Below are 20851 nucleotides of genomic sequence, written 5' to 3'. Positions count from 1 at the left end.
ACCCTGCGAGCCCCACGCATGCCCAGACGCTGGCTGTTGCTTCCGCTGTTGCTGTTGACCCTCACAGCCGGCGCTGAAGACTGGCCCTCAGAACAATGGCCAACCGGCCCGACGCCCACTGGGCCGGCCCTCGAAGCGCTGGAGCAATACGCCTTTACCCAAAGGGATGACAGCACCCGCGAGGGCATCCGCACCGACGCGCTCCTGATCATCCAGGACGGCCGACTGGTCTATGAACGCTACGCCGGACCCACGACCGCCCAGACTCCGCACCTGACCTGGTCCATCAGTAAAAGCCTGCTGGCGACAATCTTCGGCGTGGCCTACGGCGAAAGGCTGTTCGCCCTGGATGATCCCGCTGCCAAGTACTACCCGCCGCTGCAGCGGCACCCGGACATGACCCTGGCCGATCTGTTTCATTGGACTTCCGGCCTGGACTGGCAGGAAGACTACGAATACGCGCCACTCAATTCCTCGGTGGTGGCGATACTCTACACGCGGGGGCGCCACGACATGGCGGCGTTCACTGCCGCGCACGAGAGCTTCGGCCCGCCCGGGCAAGTGTTCCGTTACTCCAGTGGCGACAGCAACCTGCTGGCGGCGGCGCTGAAAACCATCGTCGGCCCGGCGCGCTATGCCGATTACCCCTGGACGGCCCTGTTCGAACCGCTGGGCATCCGCCACGCGACCTGGGAAACCGACGCCAGCGGCACGTTTGTCGGGTCGTCCTATGCCTACCTGACGGCGCAGGACCTGGCGCGTGTCGGCTTGTTGATGCAGCGCGATGGCCGCTGGGGCGACCGACAATTGGTGCCCAAAGACTGGATAGCATTCAATCGCGAGCCTTTCGCCGGATTCCAGGCGGGCCAGGACGAAGCCGTGCCTGGCGGGCATTGGTGGCTCAATCGCGGTGCCGACTCCACCCTCCGCCCATGGCCTGACGCACCGCCGGATACGTTCGCCGCGCTCGGCCACTGGGGCCAGGCGCTGTATATCATTCCCAGCGCCAGGCTGGTGATCGTGCGCTACGGCGATGACCGCGACGGCAGCTACCGCCACAACGAATTGCTCAAGCGCGCCATGGCGGCCTTCGCCGGGGCGGTGCGACCATGAGACGCAACGTGTTGCTCAGCCTGGCGTCGGTGCTGCTCGTTGCCCTGTTCGGTTGGGTCTGGCTGGAACGGGTGGCCCTGCAGGCCTTCCCCGACATCATCAGCGCTTACACCGCCATGGAGTATTGCTCGTGCCGCTATGTGATGCGGCAGCCAGCCGAGTATTGCCGGGGCTACGTGAAGCAGTCGGTTCCCGTCAGCGATTTTTTCGAGACCGTTGAAGCCAGGCGCGTCACCGTCAGCGGGTTGCGGCGCAGCCACAGTGCGCGCTGGATCGGCGAGCGGCAGGGGTGTCGGTTGGAACCCTGAATGCTGATTCAAGGATTGCCTTTGTGGCGAGCCAAGGCAGTTGTCGAAACCGACAGTTTGCAATCGCCCCCGTCCCGGTTAAGGTTCGCCACAGGTTTCTCTGCCCTCCGAGTCTGTATGTTCAAGCGGTTTCCCCCCCACGCTGTCATCACGTTGCTGCTGGCCTGCGCCGCGTTGCCGGCCCAGGCCGACTGGTACCTGGACGGCGAATCGTCGCGGCTTTCGTTTATCAGCAGCAAAAACGGCAATGTGTCCGAGGTCCAGCGCTTTCTCGTGCTTCATGGCCAGGTCCAGCCCAAGGGCCTGGCGCGGCTGGAGGTCGAGCTGGAGTCCATCAACAGCGGCGTCCCGCTGCGGGACGAACGCATGCGCGCCGAGCTGTTCGAGATCAAGCAGTTTGCCGAAGCCACCATCACCGCGCAGCTTGACCTGATGCCGATCCAGGACCTGGCCAACGGCGCACAGTTGGAGCTGCGCCTGCCGGTAACGGTAGACCTGCATGGCAAGCAGCACGAATACAACGCCCAACTCCTGGCGACGCGCCTGGATGAGCGACGTTTCCAGGTCGTGACCCTGGAGCCGGTGGTGCTCAACGCGGCGGATTTCGGCCTGGCGCCGGGCCTGGAAAAGCTGCGCGCACTGGCCGGATTGTCGACCATCAGCCTGTCGGTGCCGGTGAATGCGGTGCTGATCTTCACGGCGCGCTGACATGAGCGGTCCGGTATTTCCCTGGCGCGAAGGCAATCGCTTCGAGTTGTTGATCGACGGTCCGCAGTTCTTTCCGCGCATGCTGGTGGAAATCGCCCGCGCCCAGGAGCAGGTGGAACTGGAGCTGTATCTGGTGGAGGCGGGCGTTTGCGCCGAGGCGATGGTCCAGGCGCTTGTCCAGGCCGCCGAGCGGGGTGTTCGCGTGCGCTGCCTGTTCGACGACTACGGCAGCCTGGCGTTTACCCTGGGCCTGCGCAATCGCCTGGTCGAGGCAGGTGTGGAGCTGCGGTTCTACAATCGCCTGAGCTGGCGTCGCTGGGTGCGCAATCTTTACCGCGACCATCGCAAGCTGCTGCTGGTCGATCAGCGCCTGGCGGTGGTCGGCGGCACCGGGGTCACCGACGAATTCTGGAACCCCTTGGAAGACCAAAGCGACTGGCACGAAGTGATGGTGGAAATCGTCGGCCCGCTGGTGCTCGACTGGCAACTGCTGTTCGACCGCCAGTGGCTTGCCAACCGCCATCGTCGGGCCTGGAAACCGGCTTCCAATTTCGGCTTGCCGCGCTTGCCCCGTGTTCCGCCGGTGGGCGAGGGCATGGGCCGGGTGGCCTATGCCGACGCCCGCCAGCACCGCGACATCCTGCAATCACTGTCCCGGGCGTTAAACAGCGGTCAGAAACGTATCTGGATGGCCACGCCGTATTTCCTGCCGACCTGGAACGTGCGCCGCTCCCTGCGCAAGGCCGCCGCCCGGGGCATCGACGTGCGCCTGCTGCTGACCGGCCCGCGCACCGATCACCCCTCCGTGCGCTACGCCGGCCACCGTTATTACCCGCGCCTGCTCAAGGCCGGTGTGAAGATCTATGAATACCAGCCATGTTTCCTCCATTTGAAAATGGTGCTGGTGGACGATTGGGTCAGCATCGGCTCGTGCAATTTCGATCACTGGAACCTGCGCTTCAACCTGGAGGCCAATCTGGAAGCATTGGACTCAGGACTGAGCAAGGCCGTGGCGACCAGTTTTGAGCGCGATTTCGACCAAAGCCTGCAAGTGAGCCTCGACGCTTGGCAGCGCCGGCCGCTGTGGAAGCGCGTCAAACAACGGTTGTGGGGATGGGTGGACCGGCTGGTGGTGAATCTGCTGGATCGACGGGGTTAGTCCAGACACCACAGATACAACTGTGGGAGCGAGCCTGCTCGGGAAAGCGGTCCGACAGTCAACGATGCAGTGACTGAAGGATCGCCTTCGCGAGCAGGCTCGCTCCCACAGGGGGATTTTCAGAGCAACTCGAAACTCTGCTGCTTCACATCCTGGGAATCCAGGCCGATCTGCACGTTGAACTTGCCCGGTTCAGCGGCGTACTTGAGCTGGGCGTTGAAGAACTTAAGGTCGTCTTCGGTGATGGTGAAGTGGATGACTTTCTTCTCGCCGGCCTTGAGCATCACCTTGCGGAAGTTCTTCAGCTCTTTCACCGGGCGGATGATCGACCCGGTCACATCCTGGATGTACAGCTGCACCACGGTTTCACCGTCACGCTCGCCGGTGTTTTCCAGGGTGATGCTGGCGTCGAGCTTGCCGGTCTTGTTCAGCGTGGTGGACGACAAGGCCATGTCCGACAGGTTGAACGTCGTGTAGCTCAAGCCATAGCCGAACGGGTAGAGCGGGCCGGTGGTGTCGTCGAAATATTGCGAGGTGTAGTTGCCCGGCTTGCCCGGCGTGAACGGCCGGCCGATGCTCAGGTGATTGTAGTAGGTAGGAATCTGCCCGACCGAGCGTGGGAAGGTGATCGGCAGCTTGCCCGACGGGTTGTAGTCGCCGAACAGCACGTCAGCAATGGCGTTGCCGCCTTCGGTGCCGCTGAACCAGGTTTCCAGGATCGCATCGGCTTGCTGTTGTTCTTCCAGCAGCGACAGCGGACGGCCGTTCATCAGCACCAGCACCAAGGGTTTGCCGGTGGCTTTCAGGGCTTTGATCAGCTCGCGCTGGCTGGCCGGGATGTTCAACTCGGTGCGGCTCGAGGACTCGTGGGACATGCCACGGGACTCGCCCACGGCGGCCACGACCACGTCGGCTTCCTTGGCGGCTTTCACCGCTTCATCGATCAGCACCTGGGCCGGGCGCGGGTCATCCACCACTTCCGGTGCGTCGAAATTGAGGAAGTTGAGGTAGTCGAGCACCTTCTTGTCGCCGGTGATATTGGCGCCACGGGCGTAGATCAGCTTCGACTCGCCGCCCAGCGCACGGGCCATGCCGTCGTACACGGTGACCGACATCGCCGGGCGACCGGCGGCGGCCCAGCTGCCCATCATGTCGATCGGCGCCTTGGCCAGCGGACCGACCAGGGCGACCTTCGCGGTCTTCTTCAGGGGCAGGGTCTGGTTGCGGTTTTCCAGCAGGACCAGGCTGCGGCGCGCCACGTCACGGGCATCGGCGCGATGCATGCGGCTGTCGGCATAGACGTCGGCCGGGTCATCCTCGGCCTTGCCGATGCGCAGGTACGGGTCCTTGAACAGGCCCATGTCGTACTTGGCGGCCAGCACTTCACGCACCGCGTTATCAAGGTCGCTCTGCTCGATTTCGCCAGCCTTGAGCAGCCCTGGCAGCTCTTTGCCGTAGAGCGAGTCGTTCATGCTCATGTCGATGCCGGCCTTGATCGCCAGTTTTGCCGCTTCGCGACCGTCCCGGGCGACGCCATGCTTGATCAACTCGAAAATCGCCCCGTGGTCGCTGACGGCCAGGCCCTTGAAGCCCCATTCCTTGCGCAACAGGTCGTGCATCAGCCAGGTGTTGGCGGTGGCCGGCACGCCGTTGATGGAGTTCAGCGCGACCATCACCCCGCCTGCACCGGCGTCGATGGCAGCGCGGTAGGGCGGCAGGTAGTCCTGGTACATTTTCACCGGGCTCATGTCCACGGTGTTGTAGTCCCGGCCGCCTTCCACCGCGCCATACAGGGCGAAGTGCTTGACGCTGGCCATGATGCTGTCGGCGGCGTTGGCGCCGCTGCCCTGGAATGCCTTGACCATCACCCCGGCGATGCGCGACACCAGGTAAGTGTCCTCGCCGAAACCTTCGGAGGTCCGGCCCCAGCGCGGGTCGCGGGAGATATCGACCATCGGCGCAAAGGTGATGTCCAGGCTGTCGGCCGCCGCTTCCTTGGCCGCGACACGACCGGAGCGGTAGATGGCGTCCAGGTCCCAGCTCGAAGCCAGGGCCAGGGGGATCGGGAAAATGGTCCGGTGGCCATGGATCACGTCATAGGCGAAGAACATCGGGATCTTCAACCGGCTGCGCATGGCCGCGTCCTGCATCGGACGGTTTTCGTCGCGGGTGATGGAGTTGAACGTACCACCGATGTTGCCCGCGGCGATTTCCTTGCGGATCATCTCCCGGGGCATTTCCGGGCCGATGCTGATCAGGCGCAGTTGGCCGATCTTTTCCTCGAGGGTCATCTGCTTCATCAGGTTGCTGATGAAAGCGTCCTTGTTCTCCATGGGGGCTGGCAGGTTGTCGGCTAATACGGATTGACTGGCCAGGGTGACAAACAGGCCCAGCAAACACAGCTTCTTCATGAATTGTTTTCTCGCAAGCCTAAAGGGCGGTGATCAGGACACGCCGGTCAGCCTAAATGTGAGGAGCGGCTATTGTTGTTCGGGTGTTATCCGGTTAAATGCAGCACACTTTCGAGCCTGTGCCGATGAACTTAGTTTCGCACCGGGCATCTTTTAGCCCATCAACCCGATTCGATCCAGTGCGGCGGCGATTATGCCCCAGACGCCGGTAAGATAGGTGGCGGTGTTTTTTTAATGCAATGCAAGGGAGCGCTTGACCCGATGAATCCACGACTGAACCACCTTCGCGGCCTGCAGATGCTGGCCCTGATGCTCTTCACGACATTGCTGGCCGGTTGCGGCATCAACAACATCCCGACGCTGGACGAGCAGGCCAAGGCGGCCTGGGGCCAGGTGCAGAACCAATACCAACGCCGCGCCGACCTCATTCCCAACCTGGTGGAAACCGTCAAGGGTTATGCCCGGCACGAGCAAGAAACCCTGACCGCGGTAATCGAAGCGCGGGCCAAGGCCACCTCGATCCAGGTCGATGCCAATACCTTGGACAATCCGGAAAAACTCAAGCAGTTCCAACAAGCCCAGGACCAGTTGAGCGGGGCGTTGAGCCGCTTGATGGTGGTGTCCGAGCGCTACCCGGACCTGAAGGCCAACCAGAACTTCCTGGCGTTGCAATCGCAACTCGAAGGCACCGAGAACCGCATTGCCGTAGCGCGTCGTGACTTTATCCTGGCGGTGCAGAAGTACAACACCGAAATCCGCACGTTCCCCGGCCGCCTGTGGCACAGCGTGATGTACAGCGACTTGCCGATCCGCGAAACCTTCGAGGCGACCAGCCCGAATGCCGAAAAAGCGCCTGAAGTGAAGTTCTGATCGTTGTTCCCACAGGCTATGGCATTCCCACGGATGAGGTTCCAATGCGCGCGTTGAAGTTTGGCCTGGTGCTGTTGCTCTGGGTGTTAGCAGTTACGGCCCAGGCCGAATTGAAGTTCCCGGCATTGACCGGGCGGGTGGTGGACACCGCCCAGATGCTGGAGCCCTCGGTGCGCACGCAACTCGATGCGCAGCTCAAGGCCCATGAGCAGGCGACCAGTGAGCAGCTGGTTGTCGTTACCCTGCCGGACCTGCAGGGCGCCAGCATCGAGGACTTCGGTTACCAATTAGGCCGCCACTGGGGCATCGGGCAGAAGGATAAAAACAACGGCGCGCTGCTGATCGTCGCCCGCGATGACCGTAAACTGCGGATCGAAGTGGGGTACGGCCTGGAAGATCGGCTGACCGATGCACAGAGCTCGGTCATCATCAATCAGATCATCACTCCGGCATTCAAGACGGGAAATTTCAACAAGGGCATCAGCGACGGCGTCGCGGCGATGCTCGTGGTGTTGGGCGGCAGTCCGCTGGATGAGCCGGCCCCTGCGTATGACGCGGGAGGGCAGGGTGAGGGCGATTTCATCGACCGGCATGCGGGGCTGGTAATCTTCCTGGCGATGCTGTTCATCCTGACGATAGGCGTTTGCCAGGTGCTGGGTATCCTGCCGAGCAGTGGCGGTTCCGGCGGTGGCGGCTCCAGAAGCGGCGGTGGTGGTTTCGGCGGCGGCGGTCGCGGAGGCTTCAGCGGTGGCGGAGGCAGTTTTGGTGGCGGCGGTTCGTCGGGCGGCTGGTGAGCATAATAATGAGCAGGCATTTTTGACATGGCATTACTGACTGAACACGAACAACGCAAGGTGGCCGAGGCCATTGCCCGGGTCGAGCGCGACACCGATGCCGAACTGGTAACGGTGCTTGCTGCTCGCGCCGACGACTATGCCTACATCCCGCTGCTCTGGGCCAGCTTGCTGGCCCTGGTAGCCCCCGGTGTGGTGCATTACCTGACGGGCTGGCTTACCACGCACAGCTTGCTGTTGGTGCAGTGGGCCAGTTTCATCGGGTTGTGCCTGCTGTTTCGCCTGCCTGCTATCACCACGTACCTGATCCCTCGCTCAGTACGTCACTGGCGAGCGTCGAACCTGGCGCGCCGGCAATTTCTCGAGCAGAACCTGCACCACACGGTGGACGGCACAGGCATGCTGATCTTCGTTTGCGAGGCCGAGCGGTATGTGGAAATCCTGGTGGACGAGGGCATTTCCAAGCGACTCGACAATAAGCATTGGGAGGCGATCGTCGCGGCATTTACCCAGCAGGTTCGCCAGGGCCAGACGTTGCAAGGCTTTGTGACGTGCATTGAAGCCTGCGGCGAACTGCTCAAGGCGCATGTGCCGGTGACCCATGCGCGCAATGAGTTGCCGAATCGGTTGGTGGTGCTCGGCTGACACTATTTTCTATCGGACACCGTTGTGGCGGGAGCGCCTTTGTGGCGAGGGAGCTTGCTCCCCATCGGTCTGAAGGGTTGAGTCAGGCCTGAAATCAGGCGACTGCTTCGCAGCCGAGCGGGAGCAAGCTCCCTCGCCACAGAAGCCTGTTGACCCAAAGATGGACTATCCCTTCTGCACCGTTGGGGAAATTCCCCGTGCCCTGGCTTCCTATCCCCCCTAAAATACCCGCCATTCCCGATCCGCCCGCCCCGAGGCCGCTTTTCCATGTCCGCCACCGCAACTCCCGCCCGTCCCGCGCCGGATCACCACGCCCAATTTATCGAGCTGTTGCAGACCAGCCTTGAGCAGAACGCCTTCATCAAGCTGGTTCTGGCCAAATACGTCGGTGACGAAGCTGATCTGCAGCGGCTGATCATCAAGCAACTGACGGTCAAGGATCAGCCGCGCCTGTCCTTCGTCTACCGCTACAAGACACGCGACATCACCAAGAACTTCCCGCTGGTCGAAGGCGTGGAGACGGTCGCCGCGCTGTTGCCGGCCTCGTTCAAGAACGCACATCTGCTGGCAATCACTGACGAGGCGCAGCTGGAATACAGCAAGAAGGGCAAGAGCTCGTTGTTCAAGAGCAAGCCCCAGCAGCTGCGGGAAGTGCCGTCCGCGGGGCACAACCGTGAGAAAAACCGCTTCCTCGATCTGAGCCGGCCGTTCCTCGCCGACCTGGGCGTGACCAACCACAAGCACGAGCTGATTCCGGCGATGTCGCGCAAGTGGAAGCAGATCAACAAGTTCATCGAAGTCTTCAGCCACGCGTTGACGTCTTCGCCGCTGGCGCTGGACAAACCGGTGCGGGTCGCGGATTTCGGCTCGGGCAAGGGCTACCTGACGTTCGCCATCCATGATTACTTGCGCAACACCTTGCAGGCCGAGGGGCTGGTGACCGGCGTCGAGTTGCGCGAGGACATGGTCAAGTTGTGCAACGAAGCCGCCGCGCGGCTTGAGCATCCGGGCCTTGAGTTCCAGCACGGGGACGTGCGCAGCGTCGCGCCGCGTGAAGTGGACGTGATGATCGCCCTGCATGCCTGCGACATTGCCACCGACTATGCGATCCACATGGGCATCCGCTCGGGGGCCTCGATCATCATGTGTTCACCGTGCTGTCACAAGCAGATCCGCCTGCAGATCCAGAGCCCGGCGCTGCTCAAGCCGATGCTGCAATATGGCCTGCACCTGGGCCAACAGGCGGAAATGGTCACCGACAGTCTGCGGGCGCTGTACCTCGAAGCCTGTGGCTACGAGACCAAGGTGTTCGAGTTCATCTCCCTGGACCACACCAACAAGAACAAGATGATCCTGGCGGTCAAGCGCCCGGAACCGGTGGATGCCATCGAGCTCCTCGCCAGGATCGAAGAGCTGAAGGCGTTTTACCACATCACCGAACATTGCCTGGAAACGCTGCTGCGGGCTGACGGCTACCTCGCCTGACAGTTTTGCCCGCCCGGAACCCTGTGGGAGATTCTATGGTGCAGGACTAGCCCCTAAATGCCTTTTGGTAAGTATTCGCTCTGGTTCTTCAACAGAGCGAATACCACTCGGGCAAGCTTGCGGGCCAGCGCTACCAATGCCTCGGTTGTGCTGAGCCCTCGGGACCTCAAACCCTCGTAAAATCCCTTCCACGCCGCTGTGCGACTCGCCGACATCGCGGCGTTGTGCATCAATCGGCGTGCCTCCGGATCACCTCGCTTAGACAGGCAGCGGCGTCCCTTCTTTTTTCCCGAGTCCGATATGCGCAGGTCCAGACCCAGAAAAGCGATGAAGGCATCGGCATTTCTGAAATCTCCACGTTGAAACGACGTGAGCAAACGGGCACCGCTTAACAGACCGATGCCTTCGACTTTCATGCAGCGCTTGAGCTGACTGCCCAAACCGGCTGCATCCAACTGCGTCTGGATTGTTTTCTCAAGCAAAATTTCGAGTCTTTGCATGGCCTTTATCTGGTTCTCAAAGGCCGTTTTGAGCAACGGTTCGTTCGACCAGCTTTGCTTGAGGCTGACACGCGCCTGAACCAAGGCTGCGCGTCGCCGGAAAAGGCTTATAAGCCTGCAATACAGGGGCGATGGCGGGGACCAAGGGTGCAACTGGTGGCCTTCGTTGTTCAAGTAGCGAGCCAACAACCGAGCATCCAGCGCATCGGTTTTAGCGCGCACTTTCACCCCTTTGCGGTAATGACTGAGTTCGTAACCGCCGATCATATAAATCACACAGCCATGCGCATAAGCCAGATCGGCGAAGTCCTGGTGATAGATATTGGTGGCTTCGATGGCGACATCCACTGGCGCAGGTAATGCCTTGAGCCACTTTTTGATATCAGCTTTGGTGTTGGGGATCGTTTCGAGTCGATCGGATTGGGCGTGATAAATCACCAACTCATCTTTGGCGACATCCACACCTACGATCGGCTGGGCGGTGGCGACGGGCATTGCCATTGAAAATCCTCCGGGCTAAGGTTTGAACACTTGAAGGGTTCACCCAGAGGCGCAGGCTTGTTCCTATCGTCGGTCTAGGCCAGATGCATTCTTTATCGGCGCTTGGGTGAAAGGAGGAGGGGCGAAATCTCCCACGGTCTGTACTGCGGCTAACAGTCAGAATCGAGCCTAGTCCCTCCTCCTCCCTTCAAGTCCTACCATACAAGCGAGCCTGCTCGCGAAGAACGATAACGCGGTGCATCTGACCCACCGCGTTGCCTGATTCGCGAGCAGGCTCGCTCCCACAGGTTCATTCGCCATTCCTGAAGGTGCAATCCGTCAGTTAATCTCGGGAGATCGCTGCTGCGGACTACCTTTAATGCGTTCCCCCCACGCATCCCAAAGGAGCCCATGCCATGGCCGCGAAGAAAGTCCTCATGCTGGTCGGCGATTACGTCGAAGATTATGAAGTGATGGTGCCTTTTCAGGCCTTGCAGATGATCGGCCACACAGTGCACGCGGTGTGCCCGGACAAAACCACCGGGCAGACGGTGCGCACCGCGATCCATGATTTCGAAGGCGACCAGACCTACAGCGAGAAGCCTGGGCATCTGTTCGCCCTCAACCATGACTTCGCCAGCGTCCAGGCCAGCGATTATGACGCGCTGCTGGTGCCGGGCGGTCGTGCGCCGGAATACCTGCGCCTGAATGAAAGCGTCCTGCAACTGGTGCGCGATTTCGATCTGGCGGGCAAGCCGATCGCCGCGGTGTGCCATGGGGCGCAATTGCTTGCGGCGGCAGGCATCCTGGAAGGGCGGGAATGCAGTGCCTATCCGGCCTGTGCTCCGGAGGTGCGCCTGGCCGGCGGGACGTTCATCGATATTCCAGTGACCGAAGCCCATGTCCAAGGCAACCTGGCCACGGCACCGGCGTGGCCCGCCCATCCGAACTGGCTGGCGGGGTTCCTGACGCTGCTGGGCACGGCCATTACCTTGTAGAAGCCAGGGGCTACGCGCCGCTCTCGTCCGATAGAGTGAGCTCTTGTGGCGAGGGAGCTTGCTCCCGCTGGAGCGCGAAGCGGTCCCATCGCGTAAATGGCGACCGCTTCGCAGTCGAGCGGGAGCAAGCTCCCTCGCCACGGTTCTGCGCTGCCCGTCGGATTTAGACCTCCACCGGCACCGCCAGCTTCGGATCGCCCAGTGGGTGGGTCTTGGCATCGAAGAAGCGCAGTTGCGTGTCCAGGCCCTCGAACAATCTGGCGTAATGCCGCTTCTGATGTTGGATGAACGCCTGGCTGCGCGGGTAAATCGAGATGGCCACCGTCCTCGGCGCCGCTTGGCGCAGGGCATGGACGATATGGCTGTCCTGCTCGCCCAAGGCATGGCCGAACAGACACAGATTGTCGTCGTGGTGCAGCAACTGGTCGTAGCAGAACGACAGGTAATCGCTGCTGCGGATGGTCTTGAGTTTGTCCTGGCTCGGCCCTTCGCTGACAAAAAGCGGCACGTCGTCGAGGGTCTTGAGGGTGTTGTTGATGGCAAAACTGCCCAGCAGCGTGCCTTCGGTGGAAGCGAGCTTGCGTGCCGTGCCGTCCTGGTTGCGCACCAAATGCAGGCCGCCGTGCAGATACAACAGGCGCGGCTTGTCTGTACTGGTCCGACTCGGATCGAAGCTGTGATCGGCACCCATGAACAGATCGGTGAGGGTCTCGGGCGTATGCTGGATCGCCCAATAGCTGAGCAGATCGTAGTTGGTGGTGAACACTGTGCGGTAGCGGCCCAGCTCCTGATTGAGACTTCCCAGGGTCGAGGGTTGCACCAGTCGCCAGGGGATATGCACCGCGTGCACGGTGTTGATCAAGGCTTCCTTGATCGCGTAATAGCGATTGCGCGGGGCGGCGGAGCTGACGGCCAGGGCCTTGTTGACCCGGCTGGTGGTTTTCAACGCGCCCAGCACCCGCTCGAAACTGCGGGTCTGCAGCGCATCGAAGACGCTCAGTTCCGAAGGGCTCAGTGGTTTTTCCTCGACGGTGCGGGCGTTCTCGAACAACGAGTCATAGCCGAAATCGTCCCACACGGCGCGGCTCGCGCCATTGCCCACCAGCAGGCCGCTGAAAGCGGTGTCGGTGCGCAACGTCTCCCAATTTTCGAGCCGGGCGTCGTATTCCTGGAAATCGGTCATTGCGAAAGTCATCTCAAAACGTGGCAAAGGCAGGACGCGACTTTATCACGACCCGGTCCTGAGCCAGATCAAGATACGTCGTGACCGGCCGATAACCTTTCAGGTGTTCTGATCGAGCGGTTTACTGCGGCGGATCGGGCGCCTGGGCTATCCTCACCGGTATTCAGGGCGCGCGCTGGCCTGGCGATTTCCCGGTTCGTTCATTGCTGCATTCCCGGATGGCTTCTGTGCCATGGATATTCGAAACTCCACGCCGCTGGCCGGTTACCTTGATCTGCTGATGGATGCCGTGTGCGCCGTCGACGCCATGGGGCGTTTCGTGTTTGTCAGTGCCGCCAGCGAGCGGATCTTCGGCTACACGCCGAAGGAGCTGATCGGCCGTTCGATGATCGATATGGTCCACCCTGCCGACCGCCAGCGGACCCTTGATGCGGCGCGCGAAGTCATGCGCGGAGAACCCAAGCTCAATTTCGAGAACCGCTATCTGCGCAAGGACGGTGGGGTCGTCCATATCCTCTGGTCGGCGCGCTGGTCCGAGCCTGACCAATTGCGGATCGCCGTGGCGCGGGACATCACCGAGCGCAAGCAGGCGGAGTCCCGGCAGGCCGCGTTGTACGCGATTTCCGAGGCCGCCCATGCTGCCGCCGACCTGCTGGCGTTGTTCAAACGTATCCATTTGATAATCGGCGAGTGGCTGCCGGCACTGAATTTTTCGGTGGCGTTGTATGACGAGCAATGTGCCCAGCTCAACTTTCCCTATCACGTCGACGACCGGGAGCGACAGCCGGAACTGCCGGGTACGACCATTGGGCGTTTGTGTGCCGAAGTCATACGCAGCGGTCAGCCGATCCTGCTGACGCCCGGCTCCAGCTCGTTGCCCGTGGAGCTGCACGACCTCGTGGCGAAACCGGACGCGCCGTGCTGGCTGGGTGTGCCACTGAATTCGCAGAGCGGCACGATTGGCGCGTTGATCGTCAAGAGCGCGGCGGATAACGAGCGCTACACCGAGCAGGACAAGGAATTGCTGCAGTATGTTTGCGCGCAGATTGCGATTGCCATCGAGCGTCAGCAACTGCATACCCGGTTGCAGCACATGGCGCAGTACGATCAGCTCACTCAGGTACCCAATCGCGAGTTGCTGCGTGACCGCTTCAAGGCCGCGTTGACCACAGCCCGTGTTGCATCGGGGCGGATGGCATTGCTCTACATCGATCTGGATCGCTTCAAGCAGATCAACGACACCTACGGTCATGCCGTTGGCGACATGCTGCTGCAAGCGGTGGCCAGCCGACTCAAGGGTTGCATACGTGACACCGACACTGTCGCCCGCATCGGGGGCGATGAATTTGTGGTGCTGCTCCATAGCATCCAGAGCGTGGCAGACGCCGACCGGGTGCAGGAGCAGATTCGTCACGCGCTGGCCCAGCCGCTGCGGCTGGACGGTCATTGCCTGAGCATCGAACCGAGCATTGGCGTGGCGTGTTTCCCCGAACACGGCACGGAAGACATCACCTTGTTCCGCCACGCCGACGAGGCGATGTACGCAGCCAAACGCCACAATCACCGGGCCTTCGGCATCTGACCACCTCACCGTTCGTCGTCGCGCCAGCGCTTTTTCCAAACCTTGAATGCCGACTCATTTCAAATGAAATACGGGGCAGGCATGCCCATCATTCATGCAATACGGAGGGCTCGAGCATGCGCGGGTCAAGCAACATTTATCCGGGAAACATTGCTCATGATCGAACGAAGGTGTCTGAAGCGGGTCGCAAAAGTGGGAGAACCACCACCGCGAGTGTCGATAAAAGTCCGCTGAAGGCTGAGATCGGCCGCAAGCCGGATCGCACGACTCGCTGAATATTCAACGGTGGTTCTGATTCAGCGGCGGGGAAACCCCGGCGCAATTTTCTATCAGAGGAGGGCGTGACCATGAGCCGGATGGCCACCTTTTTACGCACCACCAGTGTTGTCGTGCTGATGGGCCTGGGTGCCAGCAGTGCCTGGGCCCAGTCACCTGCCGAATTCATCAACGATGCATCCGCCAAAGGCATGGCTGATATCGAAGCCAGCCGTGCCGCACATTCGAAGGCGGAATCAAGGGAGGTCAAGGACTACACCATCATGGTGATCAACGACCGCACCACCGCCAACCAACACCTGGCGAAAATCGCCAAGAAGCTCGAGTTGCCCGTCGCGCCCCGGGAGGAAGTCGCGGACAAGGCCAAGACCTTGATGCCGCAAGTGGCCGAGGGCGAGTCGTTCGAGGCGGCATATGCCGCCAGCCAGGTCAAGGCCACTGAGGAAGCCATCGAGCAGATCCAGCAACAGGCCCAGACCACCAACGTGCCGGAGATCAAGGCGTTCGCCGACGAAACCCTGCCCAAATTGCAGACGCATCTTGAGATGGCCAGGGCGCTGCAGGCCAGTCGCTGATTTGCCGCACCTGTTTTTACCTCAGGACCGGGACGCCAGCGTCCCGGCTTGTTTTGCCCGCCGAAAAGGAGAACCTCGATGTCTACACGCCGAGAACCCAACCAATACGCGATGCAGAATCCACTGACCCAATACCCTCGTCCGGAATTCCCCGACCAGCCGCAATCACCCCCCGGCATTGACCAGGACATGGAACCACAGCCCGATCACGGCGAAAAAACCTATCAAGGCTTCGGTCGCCTGGAGGGGCGCAAGGCGCTGATCACGGGCGGCGATTCGGGGATCGGTCGCGCGGCGGCCATTGCCTATGCCCGCGAAGGCGCCGACGTAGCCATCAACTATCTGCCCAGCGAAGAACGCGACGCGCAGCAAGTCATCGAGCTGATCAAGTCTGAAGGCCGCAAGGCCATTGCGATTCCGGGAGATCTCAAGGACGAAGCGTTCTGCGTCCAGATGGTGAAGATGGCGCAGCAGGAGCTCGATGGCCTGGATATCCTGGTCAACGTCGCCGGTAAGCAGGAAGCGCAAAAGGACATTGCCGATATCACCACCGCGCAATTCGACGACACCATGAAAACCAACATCTACGCGATGTTCTGGATTTGCAAGGCCGCGGTACCGCTGATGCCGGCCGGTGCGACGATCATCAATACCGCGTCGATCCAATCCTACGATCCGTCCGCGACGCTGCTCGATTACGCCACCACCAAAGCGGCGATCGTGGCGTTTACCAAGGCGTTGGCCGGACAGGTCATCAGCAAAGGAATCCGGGTCAATGCCGTGGCTCCGGGGCCGATCTGGACAGTGCTGCAACCCAGCGGCGGACAGCCTAGGGAGAAGATCCCTACATTCGGCTCCCAGGTTCCGATGAAGCGTCCGGGGCAGCCAGCGGAATGTGCGCCGCTGTACGTGCTGCTGGCGTCGCAGGAGTCGAGTTATATCACCGGAGAAGTGTTTGGCGTGACGGGTGGGAATCCGTTGCCCTGATGCGCGGCATTCGGATGCGCGAGCGTTGCAACAACGCGCGCGCATCTGCTTTCAGCACTGGTTCAAGTCGACTTTTTTCTCTTCTTCTACACCCTCAAGGCTCTTGGCCTCGTCTTTGCCCATGTCCTGGTAGCGCTTGCGCAACGCTTCCAGCTGCTTGAGGTCCAGCGACTCGAGACCGAGCATTGCGTTCTGCGCGTCCTTGGTCGCGCGCAGCAATTCGTCGACTTTCAGATGCAGGATATCGGTATCGCGGTTTTGCGTGTTCTGGATCAGGAAAACCATGAGGAAGGTGATGATCGTGGTCGAGGTATTGATGATCAGTTGCCAGGTGTCGTTGAAACCGAAGAACGGTCCGCTGGCGGCCCAGAGCGCCAACAACACGATGGCCCCCAGAAAGGTCTTGGGACTTCCCGCCCACAGGGCTAGTTTTTGAGCAATCTTTGCGAACGTCATTGCCGTGTTTCCTCAGTGGATGCACCTGTCTGGTGTGACAGCAACGCAGCGGCGAAAATTCTACTTACATTTCAATCCGAACCTCCGTCGACGTTCATCGTTCGGGACGAAGACTGGCGCAACCATTTGCTCTGCCTGATGGTCACTCCTTAAAGCCTTCATCGACGGAGTACACCATGAACCTCACCCGCACCTTCTGCCTCGCCTGCTGCCTGTTCGCACTACAGGGCTGCTTCGACAATTCGGATAACGAGACCAAGGACAACACCGACGGCACCAAGTCTTCGGTGCAGATGCAGGAATCCAAGTCAGAGAGCAAATAAATGACATAGCCCAGGCAAGGCTATATAGAAACCTGTGGGAGCGAGCAGGCTCGCTCCCACAGGTTCTTGTGTTTCGGCAGGTATTGCTCAGCGTCCTTGTTGCAAAACCTTGAGTGCCGCCGACGCCAGAAAGCCTGACCGGCTTTTTTCCTCCGGATGATGCAGCACATATTCATCGATACGGTTCAGCAGGTAGCCGGGCAGGGTGATGTTGAGTTTCTGCGCCTTGCCCAGATATCGGGTCACATCAATGTCCACCAATGCCCACGCGCACCCGGCATATTTCGGATTGGCCGCGTGCAGCGTCACGGTGTTGGCCGGCGGAATGGGCGAACCATCTTCGGCAAGAATTTCAAAGTGCCCTTCGATGGCCTCGCGCGCCATGGCCATGGCATCGTCCAGATCATCGCCTGCGGAAAAACAACCAGGGATATCCGGCACTTCAACGCCCCAGGCGTGGTGCTCATCGCCCATGGAAATCGCAATCGGGTAAAGCATTCAATCGTCCTCCGGGGAAGCTGGGCAACTGGCCGTCTGGAGCAGGGCCTGTTGCAAGATACTGATGGCCGTTTTCTTGAGCAGGTCCTTCTTGGGATGAGGAACCGTAACCAGTCCCGGTTTGGTCGGGTGCTTGAAATGGTGGTGACTGCCTCGGATCCGTACCAGGTACCAACCATCCGCAACAATCTGGCTTATCAGGAATCGGCTGTTCACAACACCTCCGTGTGGTGTGTGTGGTAGGTACTATACCTGCCGAAAAGGAATGATCAACACTATAACCACCGCAAGCGACGATCGGGATCGAGTGGGATCTACGTCTGAAGTCTAGAAGCGGCGCAGGACAAGGGCGCGAGAGGAGCCGGGTGGGTTTATTTCTGAATGTGAAGCGGGAGGCGGACGCTTGCATGCGAGGGATTTGCCCCGCAGCGCTGCGTCATTCGAGTGTTGTTTTGTATGGGTTGCAGGGAAAGAGGCAGAAAAAAACCGGTCACGTTGGGCCGGTCTTGTACTTGAAGTTATTGCTGCGGAGTCGCTATGTTAAGCAACGTCCGCTAACAGGCTTTCGTAAGGAATGCGCAGTCCGTCGTGCAGGCGTTTAATCATTGCCAGGCTCAATTTGCGTTTGCGGTTCAGCACTTCCGAGACGCGTCCGCTCGAACCAAGAAATGGTTCCAGATCACGCGGGGTCAAGCCTTGTTGATCCATCCGGAATTTAATCGCCTCAATTGGATCGGAAGGCGGCATCGGGTAATGCTCCTCCTCATATTTTTCGATTAGCAGGGCAAGAATTTCCAACTCATCGCCTTCAGCCGAACCGACTTCCGCCCCCCACAGTTGTTCGATTCGCGCAAAGGCCGCATTCAGATCGTTCTGGTTGCGAATGGGTTTGATGTTCATCATACGGTCTCCGCATTGATTTGGTCATATTGGGCGTGGGTGCCGACGAACCTTACAAAGCCGAGCTGGCGCTGATAGTCGATTGCCAGAATTACTCGGTATTTGTTGCCGCCGATATTAAAAACGACCCTGGCGCTTTTGAGAATACTGGCTGTTCTGAGTTCAGCCTTAATCTCTTGAGGTGTTCGATAGGTCGCTTTCTCCATGTGTCGATACCATTCAACCAATGGCGTCTGGGAGTCCGCATAAGCGGGGTTGCTCTCCCAAAACTCCCGCAAGGTTCCTCTCGCGATAATTCGCACCTGTCTCCTCCCGTTTTGGGAGGAGTGTAGTCTGGTTGGGCCTGTGTTGCAATTGGGTTAGGCTGAAGGGGTAAAGATTAGCTCAACCCCTAGCACCCCATGCTAGTGCGTCAGTCCAATAGTCTACGACTGCTGCACAAACGTCAGCCGTACCGCAAACCCAATCAGCACGCTGCCAAACACCCACTGCTGCACACGTTGGGCCGAGGGCGATCGCTGAAGCCAGCGTCCGAGCGCTACGCCCACCAGTGCGTAGGCGCTGTCAAACAGCAGGCCGACGCCGACCAGCACCAAACCGAGCATCGCGAATTGCCCCAGCACCGGCCCGCCCTGTGGGTCGATGAACTGCGGCAGCAACACTGAGCAAAACAGCAGCGCCTTGGGATTGAGCAGGTTGGTCAGCAGACCGCGTTGTATCGCTTGGTACCACTGTCGCTTTCCGACATCGGCGTCAGCTCCTTCAAAGCTTGGCAACAACGTGGTCCGCAAACACTGGAACCCGATCCACGCCAGATACGCAGCCCCGGCCAGGCGCACCACATCAAAGGTCCAGGGCGCTGCCTTGAACAATACCGATAGCCCCATTGCCGCCAGCGCGACATGACATGCCCGGGCGATCCCCAAGCCTACCGCCGTTGCCAGCGCCGCAGCCTTGCCCTGACGGGCACCGGTTTGCAGCACCAGGATCATGTCCGGCCCGGGCAACAGATACGCCACCGTCAACGCCATGAAAAACAACCAGAGCTCTGTCATTGCATGCCCTCCGCAATCAATGGATTGGAGAGGCCAGTCTATGGCCGAAAGGTAGGGCAGGTGCTTGCGTAATCAGCTTCTAAAGCTCTAAGAATTGGCATAACCTGCCAAGTAATAGAGCCATTCAATTGGAAAATGCCAAACCATGAAACTTGATGCCTTCGACCGCAAAATTCTCGCCGCACTGCAACGGGACGGCCGACTGAGCAATGTACAACTGGCCGAAGAAATCGGCCTGTCCCCCTCGCCATGCCTGCGCCGCGTGCGGATGCTCGAGGAAGCGGGAGTGATCCGCGGCTATCAAGCCATCCTGGATCGCGATGAAGTGGGCCTCGGTATGACGATCTTTGTCGGCATCAAGGTCGAACGGCACACCGACGAACGAGCCGAGGCATTTCGCCTGGCGGTGACCGCGCTACCCGAAGTGATCTCGGCATTCCTGGTGTCAGGCGAGTCGGATTTCCTGCTGCAGGTGGTGGTGTCAGACTTGCGAGCCTATGACCGATTTGTCACGGGCAAGCTGCTGAAGCTGCCGGGGGTGAGTGACATTCGCAGTAATTTTGCGATCAACACGGTGAAGGCTCCGGGGCCGTTGCCCTTGGGGCATCTGGCGGAGGAGTGAGGCTGTAACGCAATGCCGATTCATGATGAAAAGCCCCAACGCTTTTAGTCGCAGGGGCTTTTTTGGGCTTCGCTCCCTTGGCTTGGGACGCCTATTTTTTCTCGCTTCTTTCTTTCGAAACGGTTGCCGGTTTTGGTGTGATGACCTTAACGACGTCATCAATCACCGCCTTGCTCATTTCCAACAGAAAATGCGCAGCCCAGGCGTAGCGGTCAGTGCTTTTCTCAAACGCTGCATCTTCTGCAAGCCGGTGGGCCAGATGCAAAAGATCCGACGCCCGTTCCAACGCCACTTGAATGGGCACGCCACCGTTGACACGGAATAGCGCTCGATCAGCCGAGTAGTGGAAGGGGGTGAAGCCGATTGTTTTGAGGGTGGTGTCTTCGTTCATGGCCTGCCTCCATTAGCGGAGAGGCAGTGAAGTTGAGTGAAGGGATGACGGAAAAACGAGTTGCTGTGCATTGTCTAGCTCCTTGACGTCTGGAGCTGCCACCTTCGTTCCAAGCGAATGGGTGGCAGCTATGCGCAGGTTGGAAACCGGGAGTCAAGGAAACCGGCACGCCCGAAGGCGTCCCACGCACAGCCGCCAAAAAAACAAGTCTACAGGCGTGAAACTACCTCTGCACTTGTGAAGGCATGCGTTCATGACTCACGGGTTTCCAAGCCCGATCGCTGATTTGCAGCGACGTCTAGAGAGTAGCCACCGAAAGACTTGGGCAACAAGGCGATAAGCCCTCGAAAATCAAAGTAAGCGCACCCCCTACGCAATTCTCGGATTTCCCCTACAAATATCCCCAGAACCATGCAACCCGTGGCGAGGGAGCTTGCTCCCGCTGGGCTGAGCAGCAGCCCTTTTTGTGAGCGCTTCGCACTCAAGCGGGAGCAAGCTCCCTCGCCACGGGAATCATTTGTTCTCGCGGCAT

General features: G+C 60.1%; 24 protein-coding genes. 14 read left to right on the top strand and 10 right to left on the bottom strand.

Going from position 1 to position 20851, the window contains the following annotated elements; translation table 11 throughout:
- Positions 1-18 precede the first annotated feature (18 nt).
- The 4 genes from J3P96_RS21450 (at position 19) to J3P96_RS21435 (ending at position 3288) form a co-directional block, all read left to right on the top strand.
- Positions 19-1113: a serine hydrolase domain-containing protein gene (locus tag J3P96_RS21450; protein ID WP_434653414.1), complete on the top strand. Its 1095-nt coding sequence runs from the start codon at positions 19-21 to the stop codon at positions 1111-1113.
- Positions 1110-1421: an amidase gene (locus J3P96_RS21445; RefSeq protein WP_434653412.1), complete on the top strand. Its 312-nt coding sequence runs from the start codon at positions 1110-1112 to the stop codon at positions 1419-1421. Before J3P96_RS21450 ends, J3P96_RS21445 begins: the two co-directional genes overlap by 4 nt.
- A gap of 117 nt (positions 1422-1538) precedes the next feature.
- Positions 1539-2129 carry a YceI family protein gene (locus J3P96_RS21440; RefSeq protein ID WP_434653410.1) on the top strand — a complete coding sequence of 197 codons (591 nt, stop codon included), beginning with the start codon at positions 1539-1541 and terminating at the stop codon, positions 2127-2129.
- Between the two features lies 1 nt (position 2130).
- Entirely contained in the window at positions 2131-3288 is a 1158-nt protein-coding gene (locus tag J3P96_RS21435; protein WP_434653408.1) for a phospholipase D-like domain-containing protein, read from the top strand.
- Positions 3289-3407: 119 nt separating this feature from the next.
- Here the strand turns inward: J3P96_RS21435 and bglX are convergent, their stop codons facing one another.
- On the bottom strand, positions 3408-5699 hold the full coding sequence (gene bglX / locus J3P96_RS21430) for a beta-glucosidase BglX (protein ID WP_434653407.1): 2292 nt from the start codon (positions 5697-5699) through the stop codon (positions 3408-3410).
- Between the two features lie 261 nt (positions 5700-5960).
- Here bglX and J3P96_RS21425 point away from each other — a divergent pair, with 261 nt between their 5' ends.
- The 4 genes from J3P96_RS21425 to J3P96_RS21410 all read left to right on the top strand — a co-directional run bounded on the left by J3P96_RS21425 (position 5961) and on the right by J3P96_RS21410 (position 9493).
- On the top strand, positions 5961-6569 hold the full coding sequence (locus tag J3P96_RS21425) for a LemA family protein (protein ID WP_305496253.1): 609 nt from the start codon (positions 5961-5963) through the stop codon (positions 6567-6569).
- Between the two features lie 44 nt (positions 6570-6613).
- Positions 6614-7363 carry a TPM domain-containing protein gene (locus J3P96_RS21420; protein ID WP_434653405.1) on the top strand — a complete coding sequence of 250 codons (750 nt, stop codon included), beginning with the start codon at positions 6614-6616 and terminating at the stop codon, positions 7361-7363.
- Between the two features lie 27 nt (positions 7364-7390).
- The gene (locus J3P96_RS21415; protein WP_434653403.1) at positions 7391-8008 is read left to right on the top strand and encodes a TPM domain-containing protein; all 618 of its coding nucleotides are present in this window, start codon (positions 7391-7393) and stop codon (positions 8006-8008) included.
- 267 nt (positions 8009-8275) lie between these two features.
- Complete coding sequence (locus J3P96_RS21410) at positions 8276-9493, top strand: class I SAM-dependent methyltransferase (RefSeq protein ID WP_434653401.1); 1218 nt, start codon at positions 8276-8278, stop codon at positions 9491-9493.
- Positions 9494-9546: 53 nt separating this feature from the next.
- Here J3P96_RS21410 and J3P96_RS21405 read toward each other — a convergent pair whose 3' ends face one another.
- Positions 9547-10494, bottom strand: coding sequence for an IS110 family transposase (locus J3P96_RS21405; RefSeq protein ID WP_434623735.1), 948 nt, complete (start codon positions 10492-10494; stop codon positions 9547-9549).
- A 395-nt stretch (positions 10495-10889) separates the two neighbouring features.
- Here J3P96_RS21405 and J3P96_RS21400 point away from each other — a divergent pair, with 395 nt between their 5' ends.
- The gene (locus J3P96_RS21400) at positions 10890-11471 is read left to right on the top strand and encodes a DJ-1/PfpI family protein (protein ID WP_434653399.1); all 582 of its coding nucleotides are present in this window, start codon (positions 10890-10892) and stop codon (positions 11469-11471) included.
- Between the two features lie 163 nt (positions 11472-11634).
- On the opposite strand, the gene J3P96_RS21395 is transcribed toward J3P96_RS21400, so the two are convergent.
- Positions 11635-12654, bottom strand: a complete 1020-nt coding sequence (locus J3P96_RS21395; RefSeq protein WP_434653397.1) for a DUF4917 family protein — start codon at positions 12652-12654, stop codon at positions 11635-11637.
- Positions 12655-12886: 232 nt separating this feature from the next.
- Between J3P96_RS21395 and J3P96_RS21390 the strand changes: the two genes are divergently transcribed.
- From J3P96_RS21390 to J3P96_RS21380, 3 genes are all read left to right on the top strand, one after another.
- Complete coding sequence (locus tag J3P96_RS21390; RefSeq protein ID WP_434653395.1) at positions 12887-14236, top strand: diguanylate cyclase domain-containing protein; 1350 nt, start codon at positions 12887-12889, stop codon at positions 14234-14236.
- Positions 14237-14583: 347 nt separating this feature from the next.
- Positions 14584-15087, top strand: coding sequence for a DUF4142 domain-containing protein (locus J3P96_RS21385; RefSeq protein ID WP_434653393.1), 504 nt, complete (start codon positions 14584-14586; stop codon positions 15085-15087).
- Positions 15088-15165: 78 nt separating this feature from the next.
- Complete coding sequence (locus J3P96_RS21380) at positions 15166-16074, top strand: SDR family oxidoreductase (protein ID WP_434653391.1); 909 nt, start codon at positions 15166-15168, stop codon at positions 16072-16074.
- A gap of 51 nt (positions 16075-16125) precedes the next feature.
- On the opposite strand, the gene J3P96_RS21375 is transcribed toward J3P96_RS21380, so the two are convergent.
- Positions 16126-16530: a low affinity iron permease family protein gene (locus J3P96_RS21375; RefSeq protein ID WP_434569515.1), complete on the bottom strand. Its 405-nt coding sequence runs from the start codon at positions 16528-16530 to the stop codon at positions 16126-16128.
- Between the two features lie 176 nt (positions 16531-16706).
- Between J3P96_RS21375 and J3P96_RS21370 the strand changes: the two genes are divergently transcribed.
- Entirely contained in the window at positions 16707-16853 is a 147-nt protein-coding gene (locus J3P96_RS21370) for a hypothetical protein (RefSeq protein WP_434569514.1), read from the top strand.
- A gap of 87 nt (positions 16854-16940) precedes the next feature.
- On the opposite strand, the gene J3P96_RS21365 is transcribed toward J3P96_RS21370, so the two are convergent.
- The 5 genes from J3P96_RS21365 to J3P96_RS21345 all read right to left on the bottom strand — a co-directional run bounded on the left by J3P96_RS21365 (position 16941) and on the right by J3P96_RS21345 (position 19306).
- Positions 16941-17351, bottom strand: coding sequence for a type II toxin-antitoxin system HicB family antitoxin (locus J3P96_RS21365; protein ID WP_434569513.1), 411 nt, complete (start codon positions 17349-17351; stop codon positions 16941-16943).
- Positions 17352-17567, bottom strand: coding sequence for a type II toxin-antitoxin system HicA family toxin (locus tag J3P96_RS21360; protein WP_434569512.1), 216 nt, complete (start codon positions 17565-17567; stop codon positions 17352-17354).
- A 324-nt stretch (positions 17568-17891) separates the two neighbouring features.
- Positions 17892-18251 (bottom strand): helix-turn-helix domain-containing protein, encoded by a 360-nt coding sequence (locus J3P96_RS21355; RefSeq protein ID WP_434658287.1) that lies wholly within the window; start codon positions 18249-18251, stop codon positions 17892-17894.
- Positions 18251-18553, bottom strand: a complete 303-nt coding sequence (locus J3P96_RS21350; protein ID WP_024616086.1) for a type II toxin-antitoxin system HigB family toxin — start codon at positions 18551-18553, stop codon at positions 18251-18253. The genes J3P96_RS21355 and J3P96_RS21350 overlap by 1 nt, the downstream gene beginning before the upstream one ends.
- Before the next feature lie 123 nt (positions 18554-18676).
- On the bottom strand, positions 18677-19306 hold the full coding sequence (locus tag J3P96_RS21345; protein WP_434653388.1) for a LysE family translocator: 630 nt from the start codon (positions 19304-19306) through the stop codon (positions 18677-18679).
- Positions 19307-19451: 145 nt separating this feature from the next.
- Here J3P96_RS21345 and J3P96_RS21340 point away from each other — a divergent pair, with 145 nt between their 5' ends.
- Positions 19452-19928: an Lrp/AsnC family transcriptional regulator gene (locus tag J3P96_RS21340; protein WP_434653386.1), complete on the top strand. Its 477-nt coding sequence runs from the start codon at positions 19452-19454 to the stop codon at positions 19926-19928.
- Positions 19929-20019: 91 nt separating this feature from the next.
- On the opposite strand, the gene J3P96_RS21335 is transcribed toward J3P96_RS21340, so the two are convergent.
- Positions 20020-20319, bottom strand: a complete 300-nt coding sequence (locus J3P96_RS21335; protein ID WP_434653384.1) for a DUF3077 domain-containing protein — start codon at positions 20317-20319, stop codon at positions 20020-20022.
- Positions 20320-20851 lie beyond the last annotated feature (532 nt).

Source organism: Pseudomonas sp. R3-56, assembly GCF_051132075.1.
Taxonomy (GTDB): domain Bacteria; phylum Pseudomonadota; class Gammaproteobacteria; order Pseudomonadales; family Pseudomonadaceae; genus Aquipseudomonas.
Note: the sequence above shows the minus strand (reverse complement) of the source record. Positions and strands in the feature narration are given on the sequence as shown.